We start from the raw sequence: 21,578 nt of genomic DNA, 5'->3' as shown, positions 1-21,578 counted from the left end.
ATGCAAAAGCCCTTGATAGTTTGGGGTCAAAAACGAGGGAGAACAAACTTAAGGGGTTATCAACTGATGAGCTTCGGCAAATTTGGCTAGATCGGCTAACTGAGGGTGAATCCGAAAAAATTTTTTCCGCCTTCGGCGGAAGGGCTGCTATTGAAAAGAGAAAAGGCGATTTTGATCCTGGACATAAACTAACACCTGATGAGTGTTTAGATCATGCTCTTAGCCATAGCTTAGAGCGTAAGTCAGTAGTTCAGGAAAAACAGTTATTAACGGAAGCCTATAAACGTGGATTTACATCATACTCCCCTGAAGAGATAAAAAAAGCGTATCAAAATCGAACAGATTTAATTCATGGAAAAATTAATAGCTCTCATTTTGTTACGACTAAAGAAGCAATCCAAGAAGAAAATAAGCTTATACAAAGCTGCATCCAATCTAAAGGGCGCTTCAAACCTCTGAATAGTGATTATCATTATAAGAACGAGTCTTTAAATTTTGAGCAAAGGCAAGCAATCAGTCATGCTCTTAACTCAACTGATGGCATTATAGCCATTGAAGGCGGAGCTGGAACCGGGAAAACTACTCTGATGAGTGAAGTTAAAACTGGTATAGAAGAAACTAGCCGCAAAATTTTTGCCTTTGCTCCTTCTTCAGAAGCATCACGTGGTGTATTAAGGCAAGAAGGATATGTTGAAGCTGATACTTTGTCTGCACTTCTCATCAATAAACAGCTCCAGGAACAAACTAAAGGCCATGTGCTGTGGATCGATGAAGCTGGAATGGTCGGTAACAAAACCATGAATCAACTAATGGAGCTGGCCAAACAGAATAATAACCGGATTATCCTAACTGGCGACACTAAACAACATGCCTCTGTAGAACGTGGTGATGCTTTCCGAAATATTCAGGAAATGGGCGGGATTAAAGCGATTCGCGTCAATGAAGTAGTCAGGCAGAAAAACGCCAAAGCCTATAAAGCTGCTATGGAGCAGATTTCCAAGGGAGCTTTTGAAAAAGGATATGAGCAATTAGATAAGGCCGGGGCGATTCGGGAAATACAGGATAAAAATCAGCGATTGAAGGAAATTGCAACTGAATATCTGCAAGGTATCTCCGAACGGAAAGGCAAAGGATTCAAGGATGTGTTGGTTGTGGCTCCTACGCATAAGGAAGGGGAAATGGTTACAGATCAAATCCGGCATGTTCTGCGCTCTGCTGGTAAAATCGGCAAAGAGGATCAACAGATAACCAGGTTAAGAAATCTCAACCTTACGGAAGCTCAAAGGCAAGATGTAATTAACTATCAGGCTGGCCAGGTAATAGAGTTTCATCAAAACGTAAAAGGCTTCAAGGCTGGTGAGAAATTTCAAGTGACCGGCAAAGATGAACAAGGCAATGTACTTGTCAGGAATGGAGATATAGAAAACTTCCTGCCGGCCAGTGAAGCAGCCAAGTTTCAGGTGTACGCTAGACAAGAAGCAGGTTTTGCAATTGGCGACAAGATCAGGATTACTAAAAATGGAAAAGCCACTAATGGTACTAAGCTCAATAATGGCCAGATCTATAATATCACCGGCTTCGACAATGAAGGAAATTTGCGCTTGAGCAATGGCACTACCCTAAACAAAACGTTTGGACACTTCACACATGGCTACGCGGTAACTTCCAATACATCACAGGGTAAGACAGTTGATAAGGTAATTGTGGCGCAAAGTGCTGACTCCTTCGGCGCATCTACTAGGGAACAATTCTATGTATCGGTATCGAGAGGCAAAGAAGCTGTTTCAATCTATACAGACAATAAGCATGATCTTCAAAGCATTGTCTGTAACCGGAGTGCCGAGCGGATCTCTGCGAATACAATAGCTGACCAGGCACAAACGGTTGAAAAGAAAATCAAAGCTCAATCTATCTTGGTAAATCGCCTGCAATCATTAGCTGATAGCTATGCTACCTGGAAAACCAATGTAGCGGCAATCAGCCGTAAGGCTGTTGAACGTTTAGTAACCAATGCTAACAAGTACGCTTCTAACGATCCTTCACCTTCCTTTACACAAACGCAGAAACCAATTATAACACATAACAATGGGACTCAAAGAGCAACTCCAAAAAGATAGGGGTAAGATGTCCGCTGTACCACTTCACACCTATAACGACGAAGAGCAACTAGAATCTAGTAACTCTGAATTCTGGGGTATTGAGCGTTCTGCTACTCGCAGGGCGGTAATGCTGGATTTAAGGCTAAAGGGGGGTGAGTTTGTTTCCCTACCCTACTCCTACATGACTAAAATCAAATTTAATCCTTCAGAAAGCTTAGAACTTTTTATATCTGGTAACCATGTTAAGATAACTGGCCGGAACCTTCATGAGGTTTATAATCAGCTCTGTCGCCATCGTGTTACTTTCATCCAGGCGAGTATTTCAAATTTTGATAACATAGATGAAGGGCAAGCTTATATCAAAGACATTGATATTAAGGAAGATATTTAATCTTCGCTGATTCTTAAAATCTTTGATCTAGGAACGTCTATTTTAAAGCTTTTCCTTATCGCTTCAGTTAAAATATGAATTCTTGTTGCAATTAGGATTGTCTTAGACTCATTTTGTTCAATAATAATACCCATCAATTTAAAATCAGGCAAACCACCTTCAGGTTTAATAAAATTGGCAATATACCATACGCCACATCCGCTTATCCCTTGTGGGTTAGTATGTTGTTCTACTCTTTTATTAGTAAAATTTTTTACTTTTTTTTGCCTGTATTTAAGAAGCACATTAACAAGAGGATCAAACTTTAACCTATTATACTCTGATTGGTCTGCTTCACCGGTGATGAAAATTAAAGGTGATGGAATTATTTTTCTTTTTACTTTATCAACTTTAGTCTTTCTTATAGGATAACCCACAATTAAATAACTTGGGGTATTTACAATAGAATGGTCAAAAGATATTAATTCAGAGTTTATGAATTTATACTTTACATTTAAGGCTTGAACAACATCAGGATCTAATTTCAATATTGCAAGATCAACTTTATTTGAAGTTTCATCTTGTTTAACATCACTGTATCTTAACTGTCCCATTATAAAATGTATTTCATTATTTATCATGAAACCAATATTATTCTTAACCTTCCTATCAAATACATGACCTGCTGTAACCAAGAAATAGTAACCTTGTATTTGTAACAATACACTTGAAGCAATAGGCTCAGGGCTCACCACTTCAGAGGGGTCATAATCATCTACATCTTTCTGAACTTCATATAATTGAAGTGTATATCTTAAGATTTCACCAGCGCAGGCTTCTATAATTCTGCCTATATAGTCAAGTATAATCTCGGTGTTCATTCTTCTCAAAATTCAAATGCTTTTGGAACTAATGTTTTAAGGCGTTTTTTTAATTCTGTTATTAAGTCTTCGTAACCTTGTTCATTAGGTAAATATTTTAAAACTCTATGGTGGCCAAGATCAGATGGAACATCAGCTATTGACTGGGTTATAGGAATAACCGTTTTGCCTAATGTATGCGCAATTCCTACTTCATAAAAAACATTTGGGTTTTTATCGGTGAAATCTGCAATCACAACATGACTAGTGAATATTAATTCAAAAATATCTTGTATAAATGTAGTATTAACCCAAATATCATCAGCTTTTTTGCACTCAAGGTTTAAATCCTCACAAGCTTTTTTTACTGCTTCATGTGTTCTGACTAATTTAAAAGGTAACATAACAGAAACAAGCTTCTCATTTTGTGGCTTATCTGGAACTTGAAAAACCTGTGGGGCGAATGAAATAAGTTTTTTTGGCACTTCGCTATGAGCTGTAGAAATGAACTCTGAAACTGCTGGTGTTGAATATTTTTTCGATAAATAAGTTTTTACCGCATTAAAATTTTTAGGATCTCTTTCAAAAATAGCAGTTAAAACTTCTAAAATATTTGCTTCATAATCATCATCACCAAAACTCAAACTCCTAAGTAGCCTAGAATGATTATCTATAATATCATAGGAATCCAAAGTATAACCAAAATCTAACCAATCTGACTTTTTAAAGTTAGAAGCTATTTGGTTCTTTATATCAATAATTTCTTTACCATTGATATGATTCATAACAACAAATTCTAATTAGCGATGATTTAAATTATTTTTACCTGTGGTACTTTGAGAAACAAGCAAATGATTAAAATCCTTATAGTCAGAGTAAATTGTTGAATGGTCCAATGTAATACTGCTAAACTCGCCTTCCAACATAGATTTTATATTCTGGCCGGTATTATCATTATCTAAGTAAAGCGAAATTTTGGTGTAATTACTGGCTTTAAGCAGTTCTTTTGTCCGTAGATGAAAAGAAGCAGAATTCATTATCAGGGTATCATGCTCTACAAGATGCTGAAACTTACCTAAGTCTACTGACTGGTAATAAGTTAAAGCTGACAAAAAATCCATAAAACCTTCAAAAACAGCTACTTCCCCTTTCCTCTTACCCTTGATGATCGTAACACCTTTTTTACCAAGTGAACTTTTGAAGTAAGCATTTCGTATCTCATACCCTTCTTGCTCATTTTTGATGCCTACAGCAAAGTAGGTTTTCCCTGTTTCATTATTTCGGTATTGTACTTCAACCAGGTACTTAGAAGCAATGACAGGATCTATCCCTCTTTTCTCGGTTAAATATTGCATCAATGCTCTTCCATTAAATGAATCACTTGTAAGGCGGTTTATTTTATGCAAGGAAAGGGTTTCTTCTGGGCTGGCTAGGGTAGTAGCTGTTATAGGGCTTTGCCTAGCTGACGCACTAGAAAACAAGCTTTGCTGATTGCTTCCCATTAGCTGATCTAAATAGGATAAGGCTCCCTTAATTTCAGTGTTGTAATATCGCATGGCGAAATCTAGGACTGTACCTCCTTTATCACCGAAATCATTCCAGATCCATTTACCACCTAAGAAGCTAGTATGGAAAGAAGCATCAACTTCATTTCTGAAGGGTGATTTATACCAAAGCTCATTTCCACCTTTCAGCGTTTTAACTGGCTGATGGCCAAGCCTTGCCAAAATGTCAGGAAGAGATAGCTTCTTTGCCTGTTCACTGTTCATAAAACTATTTAATCTATAGACTAATTTTTTTAACAGTTCTTTTTCTTTTCAACAGCAACTACTTTAAAATTTTTTAGCAACCAGAAGTTATCCACATTTTGGTCTTTTTACTATAGGTAATTTTTATTATAGGTTTTAGATATAGGTATATATAGGTTTGTCCTACAAAGTTCACGTGGATTCTCCTATAAAGTTCACGTAATCGTTCCTACAAAGTTCACGTGGATAAGTAGGGGGTTCCCTGCAAAGTTCACGTGGATAACTTTCTAAAAATGCCATTCCTGCAAAGTTCACGTGGATAAGCATCTAAGCTACTGTAATACAGATCATTACGCCTGCATCTCCTACAAAGTTCACGTGTTGTATCTTTGCAATTATCATCGAAATATATATATAGTTCATAGACTTACCGTAAGCAATATATTGATTATCAATTAGTTAATTTTGAAATCTCCTACAAAGTTCACGTGCTTCTTCGCTAAGCTTTATAAATCAGAATGTTAAAAGTAAAACTCCTACAAAGTTCACGTGCTTTTTGTGATAATCATTATCACTTAGTATCAAGCTGGATTATGTTCCTGGCGACTATAGGCGGCTGAGCGTTAGCTAGTTTGAAACCTTTGTTCGGCACTTCCTCTATTTTAGTAAGAGCTATAGGATACTGCTTCAATGCCATTTTTAAAGTTTTGCGGAAAACAGTCTTGAAGTTATCCATACGATCATAGCCTTGGCCGAACTGCTCTTTCATATTTTGCCATGATATGAACTGTGGCGCGTTCTGTGGGATACGGTGAAGCCGTTGGGCTAGCCATGAATAAATATCCATTGCCATTGCATTATTGGACAATGCGGCTAGAGCGCGTTCATCTAATGGTATAGCATGATTCATTAGGCTACTGAAGTAATCATCATTCAGGATTACAGTAGATGGCCATAATACACGCTGGCTATCGTTCTTTGGGAACCACAGGTCAAATGCTTTTACTATCTTAAAATCAACCTGTACTGATTTTGCCCCATCAGAGAAACCAACACTGAGTGTTGATGCGCTTAGTCTGCGGAGCTGTTCCTTTACCTGCCTTATTGTTCGGCCATCTGTTCCTAACCCGATTGATTTTATAAAAGCAGTCATGCTGTCTTCTACATCAATGACTTTGTTTTGGGTTTTGATTGCCTGAGTATTGATATGAGCTAAGATCAATCTGGCTTTAGGGCCAAATGGTATGCCTGATAATTCGTAAGAATTTGTCTGGGGGTTGAGAATCGGCGTTGCACTTATGGCTAAGTGTGCCTGGCCTTGTTTCTGCTGCCACATTTTAACTTCGTCACCTGGATCACGGTAAGGAAGGAATGTTTGGCAAAGTACTGAGTGCTGAAAAAAGGCAGCTTCAATAGTGGCTTTATCTTTATAGATATTAAGCATGCTATCGTTTTGCTTCTGTATGAAGTAATCTTTCTTCGGCATAAGACACCTTTTTAGTGCTGATTGAAAAGAAAAATATATTATATCATTCTGATTATCAATACCATAATTTCAGTATAATATGATTTCCTGAGATCATACTTTCCTGAATTCCTGAAATCAGCGTTTTATGTAATTCTCTACTAGGCTGAGTAAAGTTTCCTGCATGGTTTTACCTTCCATAACCAGTTTGATCTTCCATTGCTTGAAAACTTCCTCCGGTAGATCTACAGTTTGCCGGTAGGTTTTTTCCTTCTTTTCAGAGTGAATAACCCTGGTTGCTGCTTCAGTCTTTTCAACATCTACAGTGGTCTGCTTTACTGGCACTTTCGGCCCTAATGCTGAAAGAGTGGCTTTAAGCCCGGTTTCTTTTTTTGCCATAACTACTTTCCTTATTAAGTTTTGTAATAGCCCTTTTAACTTCCTGGAACAAATCAACCATTTCTGTTTTGGCCTTATCGTCCTTGTACTCGTAGACCCCTACCCCTTTGATAACGGCTTCACGGTAAGCTATACGGTTCTTGAGAGATGTATTGAATACATCTATGCCAGTTGATTCTAAAACTTCTTTTACTTCCTTGGAAAGGTTAGTTGACTGATTTTGATTGATGAGAAAATAAGCAGGGATTGTTTCTTCCTTCTGCTGCTCTGCATCCCGGTAACGCTCAATGAATTTTTCAGTAGCCCAAACATCTATTCCGCTTGGCAAGATTGGGATGATTAGAATATCGGCAAGAAGGATGATCTTGCTTGTTACTTGTGAAAGTGAGGGAGTGCCATCAATGATTACTATTTCATGGCTTTGATTAAGGTGCTTTACATTCTTTGAAAGCTCCATACCATCAGTTAAGCCATAAACTGGTACTGCTGGTAGATCATCGTCACGTTGAGCTGACCAACGTAAAGCACTTTGGTTAGTGTCCACATCCACAATACAAACGCTATATTCTGAATGAGCAAAACAAACAGCCAGATTCTGAGCAATGGTCGATTTACCAACGCCACCTTTCAGGCTTGTTACGGATATTATCATAAAACCCTCAATGATTTGTGGGCAAGATAACTGAAAGCATAATTTCATGCAAGTCTGAAATTATGTATTCATTTTTTCATGAAATCAGTAATTACTGATTTCATGAAAATTGATTATCAGAGGTTTATAGTCTAATAACATTTCTTAATATCTTCTCTAAGAAGACGATTGCCACTATAATATTTATCGTAGAAACGATCGCGCAAGTGTTTAGGCAGGCATTTAACCATGCTGCAAGTGTGATGTTCTGAGTACTGCTTATCTGTGTGACGTTGAAATTTATAGACCTCGGCAAGCCATTTATCTTCATGATCGATAATGGCCTGGCTCAAATCTTCACCAGTGAGCTGGCTATCATAAAAATCAATCTGCGATAGGGAAGGGGGGAAGCACATATCATCACAAAATGACTAAGTAAGCATTAACTGTCAATAATTAGAATGTCAAATTTGATAAGGTATTGGAGAATAAAGCCCTGCCGGAACAGGGCTTTCAAGTAAATTTATTGTTTCTTCGTTGCTGTAGCAATGATCTGCAATAGCCTTTGATCTTCGGTAACGATGCGCTCTTTTTGGCGAGCTGCATCAGCATAGACACTGATCGGGTACTTACCTTCAAAGTGTAGATCGCGCTCGACCGGTAAACCGAAGCGGCCACGCACTGTAGTAAGCTCAGTAATGGATACATAGCCAAGTTCTGGAAAGCCTAAGCCTAGATCACATAGGCCAAAGGCAAGATCTGTTTCTTCAGGATCTATTTCGGTGAGTAACCAGGTGCAACCGGCATCCGGTGTAAATAGCTTTACTACTGGCTTATGGTCTTTGCCTCGATTGGCAGAGCTGCCATTATTGAGAAGTTTAGTTAGTTGTTCTTTGGTAAACAGTTTCATGTTCAATCTCCTTTTAGGTTACGGTTTACGGGGACTGAACAACCGAAGCTATAGCGAACGAACCATGAACAAATTTTGGTAGGGCGGGGAATTGACTGTTAAGGCAAGGCGAAAATTTTTATTGGTGAAGCTGAGCGGCTGCGGTAAGACCACGTGGCAAACCGGCGACCGGCTAAAAGGAGAGGGTGAAACCGCCAGAGTACCAAACAGCTAACTATCAGCAGATTGGCGGGCTTTACAAGCAGGCAAGAACCGGTTACAATAGAAAAAGCGTTATATTGGCATTAACCATAGAAAGCGATGCAAGCAACATATCACATAAAGGGTAGGGAAGTAGATACCTTCATCAACACCATAAAAAAGCTGGTGCGAGATGATGAGGAGTTGACCATAACCGTTACTTCCGATTCACAGCCACAATCTGCCGCTTCTACCGAAGGCGATAAAGAGAAGCTTTTCTACAGCCTTTTTGGTAGCTGGGAAGGAGAAGAAACCGGTGACGAGCTGGTTAAGCAAATATATTCTGACCGCGTAAGCGGAACACGCGATATTGAATTATGAGTAAGTATCTACTAGATACGAATATCTGTATCCATTTCATCAAAGGTGAATTTGATCTAAAAAGTAAAATTCAAAAAGTAGGCTTCCAGTCCTGCTTTATATCAGAAATTACAATAGCTGAACTGTTGTATGGCGTTGAAAAAAGTGCGCCAGAAAGAAAGGCTGTGAACCTTCAAAGAGTTATAAACCTGAAAACTGCCTTTTCTGAGCAAACTATAACGATCAGTGAGTGCTTAGAAGAATACGCACGTCAAAAAGCTAAGTTGAAGAGCATAGGCAGGCGGGTGGAAGACTTAGATATTTTCATAGGTGCTACAGCCATTGTAAGCAAACTAATTTTAGTTACAAGGAATACCAAAGACTTTACCAATATGAATGGTATTACCCTGGAAAACTGGATTGACGCTTAAAAATTAATTTAAGCTTGGCTCTATCAGATCGAATTCTTTCTTTACATCTGAATACTTATCTTCGGATAATATCTTTTTACCGTTAAGGGTAATAACATTAGAATTGTCTTTAAAGCTTTTCAGTTGAGGGTTTTCCATTGCTGCAAGAATTATTTGTCTATCCTGCGGAATCTCTTTCATTAGAAATTCCATCACTTTATCATAATTTTTTTCTGACTGTTCCTGTTGATTCGGCGTGTCGATTAACAAAGCCGGAATTACTTGGTCACAAAATTGCGCTGACATCGTATAAATAGCAATATAAAATGCTAGTGCCGCTCTTATACCTTCAGCAGCACCACCTTCATTAAACAATTTGTTAAAATGACTTGGTGACTTAACTTCTGATAAATTTATTCCTTCAGCTTCTAATAGCTGAACATAATATGAAAAGTGATTAAAAAAAGTTTCATTAATCAGGTCTTTATGCTCTTGCGTAATAATATCTTTCTTTTGGTCATTAAGCTTTTTAATCCTTTTTTCTGATTCTGAACGATCAACAAGTTTTATATTCCTATCTTCAACAACCTTCTTTTGAATAGAAGTAGAGGCAAAGCTATCAATTATATCAACTAATTGGATGGTAGTGTTTTCTTCTTCAATTATATACTTTTCATTAATCTCTCTAATTTTGTTTCTTACTTTATCGAGTTCTCTCTTTGCATTACGTAGCCCATTATCAATTTTAGATAATGTATTTTCAATAGTTTGTAACTGGCTTTCAGCTTGAAGCTTATCTGTCAAAATTGAAGCTCTGTTAAAAACAGAATTTTCATGAATTGTACCACATAATGGACATTCAATTTCATCTGTAGGAAGATTCTCAACTGAGAATTTATAGTCGCTTTCTAAATCAGCAACTATTGAATTAGCAATAGCCTTTTGATGCTCATAATAAGCTTTTTCGCTCTCGTACTTGGCTAGTCTATCAAATAATTTTTCTTGCTCGATAGAAAGCTCACTTAATTCGATTCTAATTTCATCTGTAATTTTTTCAAATTCAGATTCGTTCAGCGTTGTGGTGATCGCAGGTATATATGAATTAACAACTTCTATAGTTGTATCCATCTTATCTATCTCCGTTTGAATACCTTTACGGATAACCTGTTCATTATAAATGGCTTGCAAAAGCTCAAAATACTCAGTGGTGTATAAGCCGATATGATAATTGAGCATATCGGTCTTGAAATCAGCATACTGTGCAAGATTATCAAAATGATCCCAGAAGTTTGCCCAGCTTTTTTTCTGATCGATATAAAAAGGCAAGAAATAATATGCAGGCGGTGGAGTTTCCAGTAAAACAGTACCTCGCTTAACTAGAAATGCTTTAAAAGAAACTATCTCAGCAAATCTTTTGGTATAATCACCTGTTATTTTAGTGTACTTCACAAAAGGTTTATCACCTTCTTTTAAATGCATTATGTTGTCATAACGCATCACCTGATACTGAACTACACCAACGGTAAACTTAACTATTACCTTACAATCAAAGCTCTTCCAAGTAGTATCAAGAAAAGGCTCACATCCCATTCCCCAAGATAAGAGTTTAATCAAGGTTGACTTACCAACGCTATTGTCCACTGCCGTTATCAAATTCAGCCGGTTGCTGAAGTTGAATACATTTCCTGACTTTGTTGAATTTGACAGAACTAGCAGTTGATTGAATTTTAAGCTTGGCATGGTTACCTTTTCTAAGGTTGCGGACTAATAATTTAAAGTTCTCTTCATTCATTTTGATTGCTCATTATATACTCACAAATTATAGCCGCATTCAAATCGTCCTTATTGGGGAACTGGTTTTTGATTTTATCAGGTAAAAGATTTGAGGCTACATCTAACAATTCGTTCATGTTTGAACAATACAAAGATTGATCCTCAATTAAAGCTTTCATTGTTTTGGAAGTATCAAGCTGTAGTGTACTTCTGTTACCAATCCGCTTTTGCTTGTACCTATTAAATGCTTTTTTAAATCTATCTCGCTGAAATAATGTCATACCCATTTCAGAAGTTATTTCAACAAAACTAGCATCTATCGCTGCATCATTTTTTGAAACTAAAGACACATTAATTGCTTTAGTAACAGCCACTGAAGTTAATGCTTTTTTATCTAATAATTCATCCCATTTGTTATAATCATATAAAACCGTACCTTTCATATTCAAATCATCAATCAATGATCTGTATATATTCATGGGATCACAAAATGATGCAGGAAATAAATTTGAGATAAGTTTTGCAATTTGGGATATTACTACGTCTTGAAAACGCTTATCGGGTAAATCAGGAATAATGAATTGTATGTTAGATGGTAGCTCAGTACAGCCTAATTCTTTTTTTATTTTTTCTTCAATATCTTTTATTGTATCGTCGTGTATATCATCAACTCTGATAATTTCTAATGCTACGCCTTCTACTTTTAAATCAATATTAAACCCGTTTGCAGACACTAAATTGATATAGTTTATAGAACTAGCAAAGGGCTTATTCGTGCATGTATCTAATAGTTTACCTAAAACAGACTTTCCACTTTTTGGCCTTAGTATATCTGCTGTAGATAAAGGTGTTTGATTTGTTTTTACCTGGGAGAATTCAAACTTCGCTTGTGACTTATCAAGAGAATTTGATAAAACTACATCTTCATGTAACTCTACAAATACTGCATATTCGTTTAGTTTCTCATGTTCCTTCAGTACCCGGTATAATGCCCAATGATATTGATAGCCATATTTGCCAAAAGTTTCGGCTCCTTTCTTTTCCCTTTGCGGGGCAAACAATGGACTTGAATCATCCGTCACTGTCATTGGTGGATAGCATTTTCAGTTACATAGGATCAGCAATATATTATATAAAAGTCCATTTAGGCAACTTTCATACTATCTTGTAAACAGAGTTTATATTTTAAGGCTCTCTTTTTCAATCGATTTTACCTGCCTACCTATACCTACCTTATGAAAGGGTTTACCGGTAGAGGTAGTAAATCCATTAATATTTAGGTGTTCTGCAATCTGAGCAAGGCTCATGCCTTTTTCCCGGCAAACACGTATTAGGGCTTTAGCTCTTTGGTTGTTCTGGTTTACCTTGGCCTTACTACTTCGGGCGGCTCCGCCTGCGCTGCGGCCTTCATAGGTCAAGTTTGACAACTTACCAAGTTTCGCCCCTTGGCGTTTCTTAGCTTGAAGTGCCTGGCGGGTACGAATGCTAATAAGCTCACGCTCCCTTTGCGCTATACCGGCATAAATGGAAAGCGTTAAAGCATCAGTGGTTGGCAGATCACAGCTTTTGAAAAGAGAACCAAGCTGTTTTTGGATCTTAAAGATATGCTCCACGTCACGGCTTAAGCGGTCGAGCTTGGCCACTACCAAAACGCACTTGTTAGCCTGGGCGTACTGGATGGCTTCTTTCAGGATCGGGCGGTTTTCAATATCCTTACCGCTTTCGGTTTCTATGAACTCTGCTGCTATCTCGGCTTTGTCGATCTGGGCGTAATGCTCAATGATCGCTTTCTGAGCATCGAAAGATAGGCCGCTGCGCTCTTGCCCCTTAGTGCTTACCCGGATGTAGGAAACATACTTCATTGGGGCAATATAGCATGGGGGTAACAAACCTGCAACGGTCGTTCCTGGTTTGTTACCCCTATAAAACAAAAATTTAAATTGTTACCATAATAACCGAGAAATATTTATATTAAAGGCAGTAGCGGGACTCAAGCAATTTCAATGAGAATAACTGATTTTCACAAGAAGTAATATAATACTAGCATATCTAAATATTGACATTTAAACATTGATTAACTGACAGCATTATCACTAACAGCTCTAATTGATACGCGACAATATGGAAGCTCTGGAAAATTCTCCTCTTGAAGAGGGATTTACATCTATTGCATATGGCTGTGTTCAAGCATTTAACTACCAATTTGATAGTAAAACAAACGACTTGGTTAAGAAGATGATCCGGAATGGTGTTAATTCTATAAAGTCAGCCAACTCTGGTATTATACAATCAGCCCAAATAAATTTGATTCTTATAATTTCACTAATGGTGAAAGAAGCTGAAGCTGGAAATAAAGACAATAATGCACAAGCTGGATTAAAAGATCAAACACCAAAGTTGGTTACAATGAAAGATTTCCTAAAAATAAAAGAACTACTATGTCCTCTTCACCCTTGGTGGCGCGAACCATGTAAATAATTAAGAAAATGACCCCTACTGACAAATTTGATAGTAGATTACAGAAAGCATTTGACTTCTGTTCAGAAACTTCAAAGCAGCTAATTAATATAGCTGTTGGTATTATAGCATTTACGATAACATTTGCAAAAGACTTTATCGGAGAGGTCGGTATTGAAGAGAAGAGAATTGCTTTCGCCGCATGGATATTATTTTTCGTTTCTGTTTTAACTGGAATACTAACTCTTAGTGCTTTAGCTAGTCAGTTAGACCCAGGTGGAGGAGAATTGAAAAGCCCATCAATATGGAATAAACCGATCTCTATATTTGTAAACTTACAATGGATAGCTTTTGTACTTGGATTAGGGTTAATAACATATTTTGGAATAAAATCCTTACCAAATGAAAACAACAAGAAATCTATTAATAGGTATGAGCTTATAATACCAAACTCAACGATATCTATTTCACCAAAGCAAGTAAATTCAACAAACAATATAACTAATACTAAAAAGGAATCAAAACCAACAGCAGTAACCATTACTCAAGTACCAAATAATTAATCATCCTAAAATGAATAGATTAATGGAAGCAGCTCAATATATTATGCTAAAGAATATAGGTTTACCCCGCAAGGAATGGCCAAGAGAGATTAGAGTAAATTCTTTAATTCTTAAAAAAAAGATACAAATATTTGCGCTAAATGAAAATAATGTTCAGGTTCGGACATTGACCCAAAATCAAATTAATGAAGAGTGGGAATATAAGTTTTGGGAAGAAGTAGATGAAGAAGTAGAGAATTTATTAAAACAAGAAAAAATAGAAGCCTTCAAACGAGAAGGAACTATTCTAAAAACTGATGTTGCAGTTGGAAATCCACTAAAATTTAGAAAATTACCACAAAACCCTAATTCATGATGAAACAGCCGAACGATATGTTTAACGACTTGGTAGGGCAAGCATCAAAAAGCTTTATAGACTCATTCAATGAAAAGAACAACGCCGCTCAAACAAGACTATTCTTAGCAGTGGCCGGAATCCTAGTTTTCGTTGGTGCAGAAGTTGTAAAAGTGGTTTTTCGGAAGAACTTTGGCCGTGAAGGATTGAGTCTAACCAGAGTCATACTTTCATTCATATGTTTATTAATCATCAGCATATTATTTTTCTCAGATATTCTTGATGATGAGATTGGTAGCAAAGCCTCAAATATATTTATGGGTGTTCTCTATGGAAGTATTGCTTTTTATACTTTGATAGCTGGTGTGAAGGAATGGAAGATATCTCATGATCCCAAAAGATTACCTAAAAATTATAAGAACGTTCCAGAAGATTATAAAGGAAGTAGTACCTTGTTATCCTTCTTACTTGATGAAGGATGGAAGCAATCAGCAGTTCAAAATTTCATAGAACCTATAACTATAATATTAGTAGCTATTGGATTAACATTGGTTAACCTTGTAGCGGGCATCCCGCTTGCTTTCTGTGCAGTTTCAATATGGCTGTATCAACTGGCCGAATTTATATTTGGTTTTAACAATCATGTAGATGATGTATTGAAAAACCAGGGTCACAGAACCGAAAACAAACAAGCACCAAGATTTGGACATGTAATTAAATAGCACAATGCGTAAAAGTGTAATTCTGTTTCTTGGTCTGTTTGCATTTATTGCTCTGTGCGCAGCTATCAGGTTCTTTGATTACAAATACATTTCATCATACGCTAATAACAATTCATCAGAAGACGGTACATTAATTAATAAAAATACTACTATTGTAGACCGTAATATATTATTGGGTAAATGGGATTTTGAAATACGTACTGATAGTTACAAAGAAATTAATATTATAAAAGGTACAGCTATCTATAATAATTCAAACCAATATATAAAAAGGATAACATACAAAAAATATATAGATTATTATGGTAAAGCTGAGGATACTCAAGGAAGTGAAAGAGTTTTAGCGGGCGGCACTGTTAATGGTAATTGGGGTACAACAAATATAGAGTTCTGGGAAGAGGACCTATCAGATTGTGATATAAAAGCCTCTGTAAATACAACAGACCAAAAGAATTTTTGTACAATATTTGATGACTATTCTAGATTTGGTAATGTAATTACCAACACAAAAAACTTCGAAATTAAATCATTTACTACTGACAAGATATTGATTGAAGGCGAGGATTTGTCGAGCGAAGGCAAGATTACTATTACTTACATAAGGAAAAATTAATCACATTGATTCTAACTTCTTTCTAAGCTTTTCTTTCCTAATATCATAAGATATCTTCTTAATTGCATTAATTCTTTTTCGAGATGTTTTGTGGATGATAATTAATCCGCTAATAGCTATAATTACACTATACCAATTGAGCTCTAAATCTTCTATCTGATAGTAGCCTTGATAAATAAGCATCGATAGATAAGTTAATAGTGACATTGAACCTAGTCCTATAGTCCAATATTTCCAATTTATTTTAGCCACCACTTTCTTTCTAGCTTTATCTACTGGCCTTGTGCCACCATATTGTGTTGTATCAAAGGCATTTACAAATGAATAATAAGATGATTCATTATAGCGATATGTGAATATCCAGTAGGGAACAAAAAACTCAAAGTGAGTTACATTTAGAAACTCTACATTTACATTAGCATATGATACATAATCATAATTATAATGACTTAGAGCTTGTTTACGAATGATATTTAAGAGATCCTTTTTTAGTCGAGTTTCAAAAAGATCTTGTTGGCTAAATTTAGGCTGCAAAATTTGTTTCTCATCAAATGAACTCAAATCTAAACTATAAATATTTGCAGCATCGTTAGAGCTTGACTGAAATTTGGCTTCAATTTTTTCAAACATCGTTCCTTTAGTAACGTTCTGATTTAACCCTACTAAATGAGCATTATTTTGAATTTGATGGGAGCGATAGAAATATTCCATAACTCTATGAGCAACATTCTCATATTGTTTGGTATTCTGGTTATAGACTTTTTTATAATATGTACGGTAAATACCTAGTTTTGCTTCAAAAGTACCACTATATGCTTGGTTCATATACATATAAGGTAAAAAGCTCAAATTGTGATTGCGAGTAATATTATCAATAATATCATCAGGGGTATAGTCCCCTTCTGATAACCAAGAAAGAATTAGCTTTTCAAATTCGCCCTCTAGTAGCTTAATAGGAAAGCAGGGAACATTTTTTAAATTACGTCCTTTATGATAGGTTTGGTAATCATAATTATTGCTTGATTTTGAATAAAAGTTTGAATTCGCCTTTTGACCTTGAGTGTAAAGCTCATTATCGTATTTTAAACGGGACTCCTTATTTGATAAAACATCGTAAGCTTCTTTTACCTCAACAAATTTTATATTATACTCTGGATCACCCTGATTCTTATCAGGGTGATACTGTTTAGACTTTAATCGAAAGGCTTTTTTAATCTGATCACTATCTGAATCAGGATCAATCTCCAAGATTTCATAATAATTCTTCATATATGATCAATGTCAGGCTATGTGAGATTCTAATCAGGCAATATGCATCACTTTACTTAAGTAATTTTATATGATATAAATGAGCAAAAGCTTAGGAAAGCATGACAGTTAAAGATAAAGCAAAAAAAAGCTCATCTAAACAGAAACAACCAAAAAAAATCAATTCAAACAATGCTAAACGCTATGTGGCGCGAGCAAAGGCTCTCCAAAAAGGCGCTAATTACCACTACCTATACTCACTTGCTAAAATGTATAACTTAGGCGAAACTGTTCAGCGAGACCCTAAGAAGGCGATTTCCTATTACGAGAAGTTCTTCAAGCTTCATTTAAAGAAACGTATCCTGATTGATGAAATTCAGGAATTTATAGAAATGAGTAAGTTATATAAGGAACTTGGTGATGAATGGCTAGCTAAAGAATGTCTCTATGAAGCAGGATTTGAGATCATGCGCCGATTTCCTGACGATGAGAAAGAACAGCTCAGGCAACAAAAGAGGTATGAGCTAGATAAGCTGCTCAAAGAATACAAATAACAATTTCTAGTATATTGTACTAAATATCTGATATTTATAGCTTTGGCTTTCAATGTTTTGTATTGGAGATGAATGCTTCTAACTTAAATTTTCCGCTGATTAAATTCTCAGATGATCAGAATGACTGGTGGCGAGTACGCCACGCCGTTGAAGGAGTACAAATCTTTGGCGGAATTGGCTCTGGTAAAACTACGGGCAGTGGCAAAGCCATTGCTCATAGTTTCTTAAGAAATGGTTTTGGTGGGTTGGTATTATGTACTAAACCTGGTGAAGCTGATCTTTGGCAAGGATACGCTAAGAAAACTGGTAGAGAAAAAGATTTTATATTCTTTAAGGAAAAGGATAGGTGGAAATTCAACTTCCTTAACTATGAAATAAATAGAGAAGGAAGGGGAGCCAATCAGACTATCAATATTACTGAGCTATTCATTACTATTTTTAAAATGGGGCAACGTATAAGCGGTTCTAATGCTCATGAAAGTGAGAGTTTTTGGGAAAACGCGCTTAAGCGATGTTTAAACAGGACTATAGATCTTCTTAAATTAGCAAAGGAAGAAGTTACAGTTTATAATATGGTGAAGTTGATAAACCATTCACCTGAAGGTATTGACGCTTACAATCACTTAGTAGAGATATCTGATGATGATAAAAAGATTCAGGAATGGGCTCATGTAAATTATTGTATCAAATGTTTAAATAACGCAATTGAAAATGTTCAGGTTAATGAACAACCGATATTTGATTTAGTATATAGTTATTTTTTAAAAGAATTTGCGACTATTGATCCAAGAACCCGAAACTCAATTAAAGAATCCTTTTTAGGCTACTGTGAACCGTTTTTAATCGGTATTTTGAAAGATCATTTTAGCCAGGAGACAACAATTCTTCCTGAGGATACCTTTAATGGCAAAGTAATTGTTTTAGATTTTCCTGTAAAGGATTATCTAGTAGCTGGCCTTTATGCTCAATCGATCTTTAAGCATCTTTGGCAACAGGCAGTAGAAAGACGAAAAGTTACCAAAGAGACCTTACCCGTTTTCTTGTGGGTTGATGAAAGTCAGTATTTTGTTAATGAGTATGATACTATTTTTCAGACTACAGCTCGTTCTTCTAAAGCCTGCACTGTATTTTTGACGCAAAATATTTCTAATTATTATTCCCAAATGGGCGGTGCACAAATTTCTGCTAAGGTTGATAGCTTACTGGGGAATCTCTCGACCAAGATTTTCCATGGGAATAATGATGCTGTAACAAATGAGTGGGCCTCACGGCTGATTGGGCAAACTATAATTGCTTTGGAAGGTGGTAGTCAGCAAAAAACGATGTTTGATATAAATACCACTTATGGCAAAAGCTTTTCTAAGCAGCTTATGCATCAAATCTTGCCAGTCGAATTCACAAACCTTGCTTCAGGCGGTGAGTATTTTAACTACTTTGTTGAAGCCTTTATTACTACACGTGGCATTACTTGGTCAGACAATAATAACTTTTGGAAAGCTACTTTCGAGCAAGATTTTGATTAGCCAAGCTAATAAAAGAAAATATTAACTTTGAATTCATGGTTTTTCTTCTTTCTTTACAAAAAAAGAAGAAAAACCATGAGCAAGTTTGGAGATTATGTAAAGCAGGAGTCTGGCCTATCAAAGGCTTCAGCAGAACCTTCAAAAGGTCCAGAGCTTAATAAAGTAGCAACAGCTAAGCCAGATCCAAGCTTTACGCAAACTGGACCTATTGTTCCAGTAGGACCAGGTAATGGTGGTAGTGGTGGAGCTGGCCCTAGAGACGAACCCTACAGACATGTTCCTTTTAGATAATTTTATCTGACTGGATTATTATCCTTTTCAGTCTGTTTATTTTTCTCCTGCCTTGCACGGTCGGCTGCATCTGCCCGTTCGTAGGAAATCTGTTTGTGCTTGTCCCAATCATATGATGGCGGAGTAGTTGGCCTTGCATTGGGATTCTTTTTAATGTAATCAGTGAACTTACCTGCCATGATCTTAATTGATTTTAAGTGGAAAATCAGTTACAATTTGGCTAGAGCCTATTTCTAATAAAGGTACTGATTGCAAGTAGAAAAGCAAATTGGAAACCATGCCAAAGCTTTACAGCTATTAGCTGATCAAAAAATTATGGTTGATTTAGACCGTCTTTCAATTATTCAACAAGCGGAAGAGGGTGACAGTAGTGTTTGTTTCAAATTAAATTACTTCTTCTCCAAAGGTGCAGAAGGTTTTCCAAGTAATTATAAGATGGCAACATACTATATTGATAAGCTTAAGAATTCATCTGATTACAAAATTCCTCTGATAAGATTTATGACTCTATGTCAGGAAGGCGATTGTGAAAGAGCATTCAGCAACTATGATAAAGCCATAATTGCCTACACTGCCGCTCTAGATACAATGGTTTCTCATCTTTCATTTAAAGAATGGGATTTTAAATTCTTGCAGCAACTTAGTGAACTTAGCTGGATGAATAACTGCTCATAAATAACCATGTTTATTACTTAATTTTATCATAGTCTAAACTATTGATATCGAAATCTCCTCCCGATAACGCTTTAACACCTCCATCTGGTGGGTACATTTCTAAATGCTCCGCCAGTGCTTCCTTCCCAGAACCCAGATATTTAATAAACCAGATAACGGTTGCGCTTGGTATAATATCTGTAAAAGGGAGAATCTCTTCCAATAGGACATACTCAGAACGCTCATTACGTAGGTACATACTTTTAACAATGGCCATCGAAATAACAGCTAGAACAATGTCTAGGGTTTCTCCACTACCTGGGGCTAAGTAGGTTAGCATCCCAATTAAGTCAATAATGAGACTAAGCAATAGCTTTCCAATAGCGAGTGCATAAAACCTGACCATATTTTGTAAAGTTTTAGAGATTATTGACCTTTATAAATATCCTTAGCCTTCTAAGGGGAGATGCCTGTGTAAAATCAAAAAATATTTTTACCTTACTATTGCTTTACTGATTGTCTTCCAATACTGTTAGTCACTTTGTAGTTAACAACTTACAAAATGCTGCGGATAACCCCAAATAATTCGGCAGAAGGCGCATCTCGCTACTATGATGAAGGATTATCACGGCAGGATTACTATGCTGAGAAAGGCGAGATAATTGGCAATTGGGGTGGAAAATCGGCTGCTCAGCTAAATCTGTCAGGTGAAGTAACCAAGGATGAGTTTGTATCGCTCTGCTATAATATCAATCCTGAAACGGGTGAACAGCTCACTGCACGCAACAATGATGCTCGTCGAGTGGGGTATGATTTTACCTTCAGCGTTCCTAAATCCATATCTATTGCATATGGCATAACAGGAGATCAGGATATACTCAACTCCTTCAGAAGTGCCGTATCTGAAACTATGCAGCATTTAGAAGAAGAAGCTGCAACACGTGTCCGCAAAAATGGACAGGATACCGACAGGCAAACCGGTAATCTGGTCTGGGGTGAATTTATACATACTACATCACGGCCTGTTGATGATGTGCCTGATTGCCATCTGCATGCACACTGCTTCGCATTCAACTCGACCTATGATGAGCAAGAAGGTCAATGGAAAGCGGCTCAATTCGGACAGATAAAGGCTGATGCCCCATACTATGAAGCCTATTTTAACTCTCTCCTGGCTGATAAACTACAAAAAGCTGGCTATCAACTGGAACGGAATCAAAGGGATTTTGAATTAGCCGGGGTATCACGCGAAACCATTGATAAATTTTCCAGGCGAACTACTGAGATAGAGAAGCTTGCTGCTGAAAAAGAAATTACTAATGCAAAAGCCCTTGATAGTTTGGGGTCAAAAACGAGGGAGAACAAACTTAAGGGGTTATCAACTGATGAGCTTCGGCAAATTTGGCTAGATCGG

The 21,578-nt window shown here is 36.6% G+C and carries 27 protein-coding genes; 14 read left to right on the top strand and 13 right to left on the bottom strand.

Annotated features, from left to right (window positions below; all coding sequences use genetic code 11):
* Both LX87_RS27940 and LX87_RS27935 read left to right on the top strand, forming a co-directional pair.
* Positions 1-2,117 (top strand): ATP-dependent DNA helicase (locus LX87_RS27940; RefSeq protein WP_146624599.1); only part of this gene is annotated, 2,117 nt, incomplete at its 5' end.
* On the top strand, positions 2,086-2,490 hold the full coding sequence (locus tag LX87_RS27935; RefSeq protein ID WP_111631600.1) for a hypothetical protein: 405 nt from the start codon (positions 2,086-2,088) through the stop codon (positions 2,488-2,490). The genes LX87_RS27940 and LX87_RS27935, both read left to right, overlap by 32 nt.
* On the opposite strand, the gene LX87_RS27930 is transcribed toward LX87_RS27935, so the two are convergent.
* The 7 genes from LX87_RS27930 to LX87_RS27900 form a co-directional block, all read right to left on the bottom strand.
* A complete protein-coding gene (locus LX87_RS27930; protein ID WP_111631599.1) occupies positions 2,487-3,350 on the bottom strand; it encodes a hypothetical protein in 864 nt (287 codons plus the stop codon). The genes LX87_RS27935 and LX87_RS27930 overlap by 4 nt on opposite strands.
* A 5-nt stretch (positions 3,351-3,355) precedes the next feature.
* Positions 3,356-4,114, bottom strand: a complete 759-nt coding sequence (locus LX87_RS27925; protein ID WP_111631598.1) for a hypothetical protein — start codon at positions 4,112-4,114, stop codon at positions 3,356-3,358.
* A gap of 15 nt (positions 4,115-4,129) precedes the next feature.
* Complete coding sequence (locus LX87_RS27920; protein ID WP_111631597.1) at positions 4,130-5,098, bottom strand: DUF8464 domain-containing protein; 969 nt, start codon at positions 5,096-5,098, stop codon at positions 4,130-4,132.
* A 550-nt stretch (positions 5,099-5,648) separates the two neighbouring features.
* Positions 5,649-6,563 (bottom strand): replication protein RepA, encoded by a 915-nt coding sequence (locus LX87_RS27915; protein WP_111631596.1) that lies wholly within the window; start codon positions 6,561-6,563, stop codon positions 5,649-5,651.
* A 117-nt stretch (positions 6,564-6,680) separates the two neighbouring features.
* Positions 6,681-6,941, bottom strand: coding sequence for a hypothetical protein (locus tag LX87_RS27910; RefSeq protein WP_111631595.1), 261 nt, complete (start codon positions 6,939-6,941; stop codon positions 6,681-6,683).
* On the bottom strand, positions 6,916-7,593 hold the full coding sequence (gene parA, locus LX87_RS27905) for a ParA family partition ATPase (RefSeq protein ID WP_111631602.1): 678 nt from the start codon (positions 7,591-7,593) through the stop codon (positions 6,916-6,918). The genes LX87_RS27910 and parA overlap by 26 nt, the downstream gene beginning before the upstream one ends.
* Positions 7,594-8,095: 502 nt before the next feature.
* Positions 8,096-8,482 carry a DUF2958 domain-containing protein gene (locus tag LX87_RS27900; RefSeq protein ID WP_111631594.1) on the bottom strand — a complete coding sequence of 129 codons (387 nt, stop codon included), beginning with the start codon at positions 8,480-8,482 and terminating at the stop codon, positions 8,096-8,098.
* Between the two features lie 300 nt (positions 8,483-8,782).
* Between LX87_RS27900 and LX87_RS27895 the strand changes: the two genes are divergently transcribed.
* Positions 8,783-9,043 (top strand): hypothetical protein, encoded by a 261-nt coding sequence (locus LX87_RS27895; RefSeq protein ID WP_111631593.1) that lies wholly within the window; start codon positions 8,783-8,785, stop codon positions 9,041-9,043.
* Positions 9,040-9,453: a PIN domain-containing protein gene (locus tag LX87_RS27890; protein ID WP_111631592.1), complete on the top strand. Its 414-nt coding sequence runs from the start codon at positions 9,040-9,042 to the stop codon at positions 9,451-9,453. Before LX87_RS27895 ends, LX87_RS27890 begins: the two co-directional genes overlap by 4 nt.
* Positions 9,454-9,456: 3 nt before the next feature.
* On the opposite strand, the gene LX87_RS27885 is transcribed toward LX87_RS27890, so the two are convergent.
* The 3 genes from LX87_RS27885 to LX87_RS27875 all read right to left on the bottom strand — a co-directional run bounded on the left by LX87_RS27885 (position 9,457) and on the right by LX87_RS27875 (position 13,067).
* Positions 9,457-11,073, bottom strand: coding sequence for a hypothetical protein (locus LX87_RS27885; protein ID WP_146624598.1), 1,617 nt, complete (start codon positions 11,071-11,073; stop codon positions 9,457-9,459).
* Positions 11,074-11,216: 143 nt separating this feature from the next.
* Positions 11,217-12,293, bottom strand: a complete 1,077-nt coding sequence (locus tag LX87_RS27880; protein WP_111631590.1) for a DUF4297 domain-containing protein — start codon at positions 12,291-12,293, stop codon at positions 11,217-11,219.
* A gap of 90 nt (positions 12,294-12,383) precedes the next feature.
* Positions 12,384-13,067 carry a recombinase family protein gene (locus tag LX87_RS27875; protein WP_111631589.1) on the bottom strand — a complete coding sequence of 228 codons (684 nt, stop codon included), beginning with the start codon at positions 13,065-13,067 and terminating at the stop codon, positions 12,384-12,386.
* A 259-nt stretch (positions 13,068-13,326) separates the two neighbouring features.
* Here LX87_RS27875 and LX87_RS27870 point away from each other — a divergent pair, with 259 nt between their 5' ends.
* From LX87_RS27870 to LX87_RS27850, 5 genes are read left to right on the top strand one after another with little or no spacing between them, the layout of a single operon-like run.
* Positions 13,327-13,683, top strand: a complete 357-nt coding sequence (locus LX87_RS27870) for a hypothetical protein (protein WP_111631588.1) — start codon at positions 13,327-13,329, stop codon at positions 13,681-13,683.
* Between the two features lie 8 nt (positions 13,684-13,691).
* A complete protein-coding gene (locus tag LX87_RS27865; protein ID WP_111631587.1) occupies positions 13,692-14,225 on the top strand; it encodes a hypothetical protein in 534 nt (177 codons plus the stop codon).
* 10 nt (positions 14,226-14,235) lie between these two features.
* Complete coding sequence (locus LX87_RS27860) at positions 14,236-14,580, top strand: hypothetical protein (protein ID WP_146624597.1); 345 nt, start codon at positions 14,236-14,238, stop codon at positions 14,578-14,580.
* Positions 14,577-15,281 carry a hypothetical protein gene (locus LX87_RS27855; protein ID WP_111631585.1) on the top strand — a complete coding sequence of 235 codons (705 nt, stop codon included), beginning with the start codon at positions 14,577-14,579 and terminating at the stop codon, positions 15,279-15,281. Before LX87_RS27860 ends, LX87_RS27855 begins: the two co-directional genes overlap by 4 nt.
* A 4-nt stretch (positions 15,282-15,285) precedes the next feature.
* Positions 15,286-15,894, top strand: a complete 609-nt coding sequence (locus LX87_RS27850; protein ID WP_111631584.1) for a hypothetical protein — start codon at positions 15,286-15,288, stop codon at positions 15,892-15,894.
* Here the strand turns inward: LX87_RS27850 and LX87_RS27845 are convergent, their stop codons facing one another.
* Positions 15,895-17,163, bottom strand: a complete 1,269-nt coding sequence (locus LX87_RS27845; RefSeq protein WP_111631583.1) for a J domain-containing protein — start codon at positions 17,161-17,163, stop codon at positions 15,895-15,897.
* A 101-nt stretch (positions 17,164-17,264) separates the two neighbouring features.
* Between LX87_RS27845 and LX87_RS27840 the strand changes: the two genes are divergently transcribed.
* The 3 genes from LX87_RS27840 to LX87_RS28685 all read left to right on the top strand — a co-directional run bounded on the left by LX87_RS27840 (position 17,265) and on the right by LX87_RS28685 (position 19,510).
* A complete protein-coding gene (locus LX87_RS27840) occupies positions 17,265-17,696 on the top strand; it encodes an SEL1-like repeat protein (protein ID WP_111631582.1) in 432 nt (143 codons plus the stop codon).
* A gap of 68 nt (positions 17,697-17,764) precedes the next feature.
* Positions 17,765-19,219 carry a type IV secretory system conjugative DNA transfer family protein gene (locus tag LX87_RS27835; RefSeq protein WP_111631581.1) on the top strand — a complete coding sequence of 485 codons (1,455 nt, stop codon included), beginning with the start codon at positions 17,765-17,767 and terminating at the stop codon, positions 19,217-19,219.
* 27 nt (positions 19,220-19,246) lie between these two features.
* Positions 19,247-19,510: a hypothetical protein gene (locus tag LX87_RS28685; protein ID WP_146624596.1), complete on the top strand. Its 264-nt coding sequence runs from the start codon at positions 19,247-19,249 to the stop codon at positions 19,508-19,510.
* 2 nt (positions 19,511-19,512) lie between these two features.
* On the opposite strand, the gene LX87_RS28935 is transcribed toward LX87_RS28685, so the two are convergent.
* The gene (locus LX87_RS28935; protein WP_170139498.1) at positions 19,513-19,689 is read right to left on the bottom strand and encodes a hypothetical protein; all 177 of its coding nucleotides are present in this window, start codon (positions 19,687-19,689) and stop codon (positions 19,513-19,515) included.
* Between the two features lie 70 nt (positions 19,690-19,759).
* On the opposite strand from LX87_RS28935, the gene LX87_RS27830 reads away from it, so the two are divergent.
* Positions 19,760-20,185 carry a hypothetical protein gene (locus LX87_RS27830; RefSeq protein WP_111631580.1) on the top strand — a complete coding sequence of 142 codons (426 nt, stop codon included), beginning with the start codon at positions 19,760-19,762 and terminating at the stop codon, positions 20,183-20,185.
* A gap of 13 nt (positions 20,186-20,198) precedes the next feature.
* Here LX87_RS27830 and LX87_RS29045 read toward each other — a convergent pair whose 3' ends face one another.
* A complete protein-coding gene (locus LX87_RS29045) occupies positions 20,199-20,570 on the bottom strand; it encodes a hypothetical protein (protein WP_211325389.1) in 372 nt (123 codons plus the stop codon).
* A 156-nt stretch (positions 20,571-20,726) separates the two neighbouring features.
* On the opposite strand from LX87_RS29045, the gene mobF reads away from it, so the two are divergent.
* Positions 20,727-21,578, top strand: an 852-nt coding sequence (mobF, locus tag LX87_RS27820) for a MobF family relaxase (RefSeq protein WP_146624595.1), incomplete at its 3' end; no start/stop codon positions are given.

Source organism: Larkinella arboricola (genome assembly GCF_003259745.1).
Lineage (GTDB): Bacteria > Bacteroidota > Bacteroidia > Cytophagales > Spirosomataceae > Larkinella > Larkinella arboricola.
Note: the sequence above shows the minus strand (reverse complement) of the source record. Positions and strands in the feature narration are given on the sequence as shown.